Raw genomic sequence first — 7,493 nt, 5'->3', positions numbered from 1 at the left:
GCGCCGGACACCAACACCACCTGGCGCATCGGCGACGGGACGGCGGCCTTCTATAACTATGTCTACTACACCGTGGCCGGCTTCTCGGAGCACGATACTTTCCGCAGCAATCAGATCCGTGAGGGCCAGATCACCCGCGCGGAGGCCATGGTTCGGATCGAGGATGAGAATCGTCCCCGCTACGCCAACATGAAATGGTACCTCGACGCCGTCGGTCTGGACTTCGAGGATACGGTGAGGGCGGTCAACGCCATTCCGAGAATGTATGAGGCTGCGTCCGCGTGAGCGTCTGCATCTGGTATGTCTCGAAATATGTCACGCTGCCGAGCACGGGGAGGGTCGGGACAAGGCCCTTCATGATCATGCGCGAGCTTGTGCGGATGGGGCATCGCTGCATCATCTTCACGTCGGACTCGAGTCACTTCGCGACTGCGCCCGACCTGGACGGACCGCACAAGATCACTGTTTCTGAGGGCGTCGAGGTCTGCTGGATCCGGACGCTCAAGTACGGGGCTGCGAAGTCGTTTCGCCGAATTCTGAGCTGGCTCGATTTCGAATGGCGGCTTTGGCGTCTTCCCAAGGATGAGCTTCCGCGGCCGGACGCGATCATCGTCTCAAGTTTGTCCCTGCTGACGATATTCAACGGTCTGCTGTTGCGACGGCGTTTCGGATGCCCGTTGATCTTCGAGGTCCGCGACATCTGGCCGCTCACGATCATCGAGGAAGGTGGATTCAGCCCCTACAACCCCTTCGTCATCGCTCTCGCCATGACCGAGCGCCTGGCCTATCGGCAGGCCGACGCCATCGTGGGGATGATGCCGAACCTCGGGCAGCATGTCGCCGAGGTGCTTGGCCGACCACGGCCCGTCCATTGCATCCCCATGGGGGTGGAAGAGTCCCTGATCGGGCCGGGAGAGCCTCTCCCCCCGGAATATGACGCAACCCATATCCCCAAGGGCAAATTCCTCGTCTGCCATGCGGGCGCGATCGGCATCTCGAACGCCCTGGACACGCTGCTGGCCTGCGCACGCGATATGCGTGACTGTCCGGACGTCCATTTTCTGATCGTCGGCGACGGTGATCTGAGGGCGCAGTATCAAGCGATGTGTGCGGACCTCCCGAATGTGTCCTTCCCGCCCATCGTGCCGCGGGGCATGGTCCAGTCGTTGCTTGCCCGCTGCGACCTGCTCTACTTCGCGGTCCACCCATCGAAGGTCTGGACCTACGGTCAGTCCCTGAACAAGGTCATTGACTACATGCTCGCGGCGAAGCCGATTGTGGCATCCTATACGGGCTTCCCCTCCATGATCAATGAGGCGGGGTCCGGCTCCTTCGTGCCGGCTGGGGATGCCGCGGCCCTTCGGGCCGAGATACTGCGCTATGCGCAGATGTCCCCGGAAACCCGAACCGAAATGGGGGCCGCCGGCCGCGACTGGCTGCTCCGCCACCGCCGCTACAGGACCTTGGCCGAGGACTATCTGAAATTGGCGACCGGGGCGTGAGGCGCCCGGACCCTGACGGGCCCGGGAGGCGGGCGTGTCTTGCGCGCCCGGCGCTCCACGGGAGTAGACGGAATCAGGCGGTCAAGAGCGCCCTTGTCCGGCGCGCGATCGCTTCGGCGTCCAGTTCATAGACCTTGCGCAGGTAGCGCTGGTCGCCAACGACAGTCGGATAGATGTCTTCGAGACCAATCCGGAGAAAACGTCTGGGCGCGGCTCCGGCGCTCATGCACGCCTCGGCGATGGCGCCGCCCAAGCCGCCGATGACGGTGTGCTCTTCCACAACCACAACTGCCTTGGCGGCCCCGGCCGTCGCGACCAGATCCGGATCAAGGGGTTTGACAGTCGCGACCGCGTGAACCGCCGCAGAAATCCCTTGGGCGGCAAGCAGGTCCGCGGCTTTCACCGCCTCCTCCAGAATGCCGCCAGTGGCGATCAGGCAGACATCCTCTCCGTCGCGAACCTGGCGCGACCTGCCCAGAGTGGCCGGGGTCGGGGGGAGGCCCGCCGCGCTCTTGTCCAGGCGCAGATAGGTCGGGCCGCGGCGGGCCGAAACCTGGCGCGTCAGTTCGGCCGCCTCCCAGGGATCGCTGGGCGCGACGACCGTCATGTTGGGCAGCGCCCGCATGATGGCCAGGTCCTCGGTGGCGAAATGGGACATGCCCAGCTGGCCATAGGAGAAACCGCCGCCGACCGAGACGATCTTCACATCCGCGTCGTGATAGCAGACGTCGTTCCGGATTTGCTCCAGGCACCGCAGCGTCGGGAAATTGCCGATGGAGTAGGTGTAGACCTGGAAGCCTTCCAGAGCCATGCCGCACGCGATCGCGGTCATGTTCTGCTCGGCCACCCCGGCGTTGATGTAGCGCTGCGGAAAGCGGCTGGCGAAGTCTTGCAGGACGCCAAAACCCAGATCGCCCGTGACCAGCACGATGCGGTCATCAACGGCCGCCAGTTCGGTCAGGGCCTGAATGAAGGCGTCACGCATCGATGTTGCTCCGGTCGTTCGTCAGGGCGGCTTCGATAGCATCCAATTCCGCCATTGCGGCCTCGAACTCATCACCCTGGGCGGTTCGGTAGTGCCAGAGGACCGTGTCTTCCATGAAGGAGACGCCCTTGCCCTTGGTCGTATGGGCGATGATCACACTGGGGCGTCCTTCCTCCAGGGGCAGGCTGTCGAACAGGGCTTTCATCGCCACGTGATCGTGGCCGTCGACCTCTCTCACCGCCCAGTTCATCGCCCGCAGCTTGTCCGCCAGCGGCTCCAGCGCCAGGGTTTCCGCGACAGAGGCCAGGCTCTGGATCTTGTTGTAGTCGATGATGGCGACGAGGTTGTCGAGCTTGTGGTGGGCCGCGAACAGAAGCGCCTCCCAGTTCGATCCCTCGTCACACTCACCATCGCTCAGCACGCAAACGACGCGATGATCGGCGCCCTTCATCTTGCCGGCCATCGCCATGCCGGTAGCGACGCCCAGGCCGTGGCCGAGCGACCCGGTCGAGAATTCCACGCCCGGGACGCCCTTGTGGGAGACGTGGCCCGAGAGAATGGAGCCGTTCGCGTAATAGGTGTCGAGCACCTCTTCGGAGAAAAAGCCGCGCTCCATCAGCGCGGCGTAAAGACAGGAGCCCGCGTGTCCCTTGCTCAGAATGAACCGGTCACGCTGTTCCCACTGCGGCTGCGACGGGTCCACCTGCAGGACGCCGCCATAGAGGACGGCGATAATGTCCGCCATCGAGAACGCTGAGCCCACGTGCGAACTCTTGGCCCGGCTCGTCATGCGCAACGCATGCTTTCTCAATCGGATCGCCAAGGCACGCGTGTCGTTGTGCTGGTAAAGGATCATCTGGAGCGGCCTTGTATTGGCTGTTTGCTTGGCGGCGAAACTATCAGGTACGGCCCATCCGGCTCACCACAGGGCTTCATAACAGAACTCACTTCGCCGGCTGCGCGGCCCGGGTGGTGACGATGGCGTCGGCGCCCGGGGGCGGGGCGGGGGTCAGCGGCTTCCGCCGCGCCGCGACCTCCACCAGCGACGGATCGGCGCCCAGGCGCTGAAGCAAGGCCGCGACGCCGGCTCGCGCGAATGGGCCATGGATCAACGCAGCGGCCGTCAGGCAAAGGATGGCGAGGTCGGTCAGGACTGACGGCTTTTCAACATAGAACAGGCCCAGTCTGCTCTTTCCCGGTCGGACGAGCTGGCTGTAGGCGATGTCAGGGTCGGCGGCGCCGGCGACGATGTCGCCAAGGTCGGAATAGACGATGGAAGCATAGTCGGTCACGCCCGGCCGAACCCTGAGCAGTCCATGCTCGACACGCGTGTACTGGGCGACCTCGCGAGGCACCTGTGGCCGCGGACCGACCAGGGACATGTCGCCACGAAGCACGTTCCAGAGCTGGGGCAACTCATCGATCTTGGTCTTGCGGAGGACCGAGCCGACAGGCGTTATGCGCGGATCGTTGTGTCCGGTCGTATCGCTGGTGGCGCCGGGCTCTGCGGCGGACATGGAGCGAAGCTTGAAGAGCTGGAATGGCGCTCCATCCTTCCCGATCCGTATTTGCCGATACAGCGGATCCTGCCGATCGTGCGCCCAGACGAGAAGCGCGCCAAGCCCGATTACAGGGGTGCTGACAACCAGCAGCCCGGAGGCGACGATCATGTCCAGCAACCGCTTGGCCGCCATGGACATTCGGGCATTCAGGCCAGAGTGCGAGCCTTGGGCCGTCATTCTGATCCAATCGGCGCAGGTTCGTGCGGTGCGCGATCCAGCCGCGACAACCGCGAGAGATCTTCGGCGGACAGCGACCAGTCGAAGGCGCCGTTCATGTCACGCACCTGTTCCGGGGACTTCATGCCCACGAGGGCGACGCTGTCGGGATGGCTGTCGAGGATCCATCGAACCGCCAACTGGGCCACGGTCCGGCCGGGATAATTCGGCGCGATTTCACGAAGCAGGGCCACCGCCTGTTCACGGCGCGCCAGCCCTTCGCCGTGAAAAGCCGAGTAGGCGTCTCGCGATCGCCGATCGCCTGGATCGAAGGCGGCTTCAGCCGAGTATTTGCCGGACAAGGCGCCCTGGGCCAGGCTGCCCCAGGACAGGAAGGTCAGCCCCTTCGCCTCGATCGCCCTGATTTCCGCCGTGCGATCCTGCCGGATGAGATTGTATTCCATCGAGAAGGACACCAGACCGTCGATGGGCTCGGCGGAGATGGTCCGCGGATCCAGATTGGTGACGCCAAAGGCTCGAATTTTTCCCTGTCGGATCAGGTCCTGCAGGCAGCCGACCACATCCAGAAGCGGCGTCGTCTTGTCCCAGTAGTGCAGTTGATAGAGATCGATCCGGTCGGTCCGGAGCCTTTTCAGGCTGCCTTCGACGGACGACTGGATCCAGGCGGCGCTGTTGTCATAGAGGGTTGTGTCGCCTTCGCGCCGAACACCGAACTTGGTCGCAAAGACCACCTCCTGGCGGTGGGCCTGAAGGATTTCGCCCAACACCGCTTCGGACCGCCCCAGCCCGTAGACATCCGCGGTGTCAAATAGCGTCACGCCGGCGTCGAACGCAGCATGGATGGCGGCTTTCAGCTTCTGGTCGTCAGTGTCGCCCCAGCCGTGACCCCCCAACGGGCATCCGCCGAACCCGAAGCGCGATACTTCAAAGCCGCCGCCCAAGCGAACATATTCCATCGGCCACCAAGGTAACTATCCCGCGCCGGAGAGGCGTCGGAGGGGGATCAGGCCGCCTTGCGGAACCAGCGGCCGCCCCGGCCGTCCGAACACAAGGTGACGTTCAGGTTGTTCGCCGCAACGAACTCGTCGACCGCCCGTTTCGCGCCGATACAGCTGTCGTAATCGTCGATGATCACCACGCCGCCCGGCTGAACTTTCTCGAACAGACCTTCGAGGCACACCTTCGTGGATTCGTACCAGTCGCCGTCGATGCGCAGGATGGCCAGTTTTTTGATCTGGTCGCGCGTAGCGGGCACGGTGTTCTCGAACCATCCCTTGACGAACTCAATGCGGTCCTCAGGCAGTTTGAACTTGCCCAGGGTCACCGAACGCACTTCTTCCAGGGCGCCGAAACAAGAACCCTTGGGCAGCGGGCGGACGTGGTCGCCCGTATCGCCATTCGCAACGAAGTCGCGCTCGCCAGGCTCGGGCAGGCCTTCGTAGGAATCGAACAGCCAAAGCTTGCGCGGCGGCGCGCCGCGGCCGAACGCCGACATGCCCAAAAGACTGGCGCACCCGCCCCGCGCGACGCCCAGCTCCGCGAAGTCGCCTTCCACACCGGCGATGTTCACGCTTTGCGCAGCCCGGTCCGTGGCTTCCAGCCCACCGGCGCCCACCAATGAATAGGGCATGACAGCGTGGACGCGCTTCACCCGCGCCCAGTCGTCGGCGTTCAGGAACTTGAGTGTCAGGAAATTGCCAGCCAGGTAGCCGACCCTCACGACTTCCTTATACATCGGGAACGTCGAGGCGTAGAATTTGTCGAATGTGCGGGCCGGCAGCACGGCTTCCAGAAGCTTCAGAACGGGCTTCAGGAACACAGCCTTCAGCACCACTCCAAGAGAGCGCTGGGGAGCCGGGGCGGCCACGAAGGGGCTATCGGAGGTCTGGTGCAAGGTCATTGGGTTCTCCTACAATAGCGCAATCGACAGGTCCACAGCCTCCAGTTCCGAATCTCCTCCGGGTCACGGGTTCCCCAACATCGGATGCTCCGTCGCCTGCACTGTCATCGTCGTTGGCGATGGGGGCCAGGGTGAGAGGGCGGCCGAGGCGAACCGGAGCAAAGCGATCGGCGCCCCGGCGGACTCATCGGAGTCGTGGCGGCCGTGCCGGATAGAGACAGGATACAACGTGCCGATGCACGCGGTGCATCGTCCGCTATCGCTTCCGATCTCTCCTTACGGAGCGCGCCTGTACGCCGCGGAGCTCCAACCCGACGACGCCTTGCCTGGCCGATTGCAGTCGAAGCTGGCCGACGATCGGCGCCTCACCCCTCGCTCCACCCGCCCGCCAGCGCCTTGAACAGGGCGATCTGGTAGGTGGTGACCAGGGCGTCCGAGGCGGCCAGCTGGGCGTCGGCGGCGGCCAGGGTCCGTTCCGCGTCCAGCACGGTCAGGAAGCTGTCGGCCCCGGCGTCGAAGCGCAGGCGCGACAGGCGGGCGGCGGTGGCCGCCTCGTCCCGGGCCGCCTGCAACGCTGACCGCCGGTCCAGCTCGTGGGCGTAGGTCGCCAGGGCCGTCTCGGTTTCCTGCAGGGCGACCAGCACCGTCTGATCGAACGTCGCCAGGGCCGCGTCGGCCCCGGCCCCGGCCTGTTCGATGCGGGCGCGGGCCGCGAAGACGTTCGGGAACGACCAGCTGATCAGCGGGCCGACGCTGAAACGGAAGCTGGCGTCGTCGCCGAGGTCGCCGGCGTCCAGCGCCGTCGATCCGAGCGAACCGCCCAGACTGATGCGCGGATACAGGTCCGCCGTCGCCACGTTCACCCGCGCCGCCGCGGCGGCCAGGTTGCGTTCGGCCCGGCGCACGTCCGGACGCCGCGCCAGCAGGCCGGCGCCGTCGCCGATCGGTATGGGCCGCGACAGCTGAGGCGGACGGGCGCAGGCCCGGGCCGCTTCGCTGGCCTCGGCGGGGGTGCGGCCGGTCAGGGTCGCCAGCCGGAACAGGGCCCCGTCGCGCTCGGCCCGCAGCGGCGGCAGCGAGGCGCGGGTGCTCTCGAGCGCCGAGCGGGCGCGGGCGGTGTCGAGTCCGTTGCCCGAGCCGGCCTCGAGCAGGCGCCGGGTCAGGTCCGCCGTCTCGCCCTGCAGGGCGAGGGTCCGCTCCGCCACCGCGATCCGGGCGTTGGCCGAGCAGGCGTCGGCATAGGCGCGGGCGGTCTCGGCGGCGACGGTGACGCGCACCACGTCGAGCGCGGCGGCGGCGGCGTCCGCATCGGCGCGGGCCGCGCGGATGGTCGAGCCGACCCGACCGAACAGATCGATCTCATAGGC

The 7,493-nt window shown here is 65.7% G+C and carries 8 protein-coding genes; 2 read left to right on the top strand and 6 right to left on the bottom strand.

Annotated features, from left to right (window positions below):
• Together RDU12_RS09970 and RDU12_RS09965 are read left to right on the top strand one after the other, a co-directional pair.
• Positions 1–285: hypothetical protein (locus RDU12_RS09970; RefSeq protein WP_374990210.1), on the top strand; the 285-nt coding region annotated here is incomplete at its 5' end.
• Positions 286–356: 71 nt separating this feature from the next.
• Entirely contained in the window at positions 357–1,502 is a 1,146-nt protein-coding gene (locus tag RDU12_RS09965; protein ID WP_300289169.1) for a glycosyltransferase family 4 protein, read from the top strand.
• A gap of 73 nt (positions 1,503–1,575) precedes the next feature.
• On the opposite strand, the gene RDU12_RS09960 is transcribed toward RDU12_RS09965, so the two are convergent.
• The 6 genes from RDU12_RS09960 to RDU12_RS09935 all read right to left on the bottom strand — a co-directional run.
• Positions 1,576–2,487: a transketolase family protein gene (locus tag RDU12_RS09960; protein WP_300289170.1), complete on the bottom strand. Its 912-nt coding sequence runs from the start codon at positions 2,485–2,487 to the stop codon at positions 1,576–1,578.
• Positions 2,480–3,343 (bottom strand): transketolase, encoded by an 864-nt coding sequence (locus RDU12_RS09955; protein ID WP_300289172.1) that lies wholly within the window; start codon positions 3,341–3,343, stop codon positions 2,480–2,482. Before RDU12_RS09955 ends, RDU12_RS09960 begins: the two co-directional genes overlap by 8 nt.
• Positions 3,344–3,431: 88 nt before the next feature.
• On the bottom strand, positions 3,432–4,187 hold the full coding sequence (locus RDU12_RS09950; RefSeq protein ID WP_308684543.1) for a sugar transferase: 756 nt from the start codon (positions 4,185–4,187) through the stop codon (positions 3,432–3,434).
• A gap of 35 nt (positions 4,188–4,222) precedes the next feature.
• Entirely contained in the window at positions 4,223–5,182 is a 960-nt protein-coding gene (locus RDU12_RS09945; protein ID WP_300292533.1) for an aldo/keto reductase, read from the bottom strand.
• Positions 5,183–5,229: 47 nt separating this feature from the next.
• The gene (locus tag RDU12_RS09940) at positions 5,230–6,126 is read right to left on the bottom strand and encodes a TylF/MycF/NovP-related O-methyltransferase (protein ID WP_300292535.1); all 897 of its coding nucleotides are present in this window, start codon (positions 6,124–6,126) and stop codon (positions 5,230–5,232) included.
• A 365-nt stretch (positions 6,127–6,491) separates the two neighbouring features.
• A partial coding sequence (locus tag RDU12_RS09935; protein ID WP_308684542.1) for a TolC family protein occupies positions 6,492–7,493 on the bottom strand: 1,002 nt, incomplete at its 5' end.

Source organism: Brevundimonas sp. (assembly GCF_031082345.1).
GTDB lineage: Bacteria > Pseudomonadota > Alphaproteobacteria > Caulobacterales > Caulobacteraceae > Brevundimonas.
Note: the sequence above shows the minus strand (reverse complement) of the source record. Positions and strands in the feature narration are given on the sequence as shown.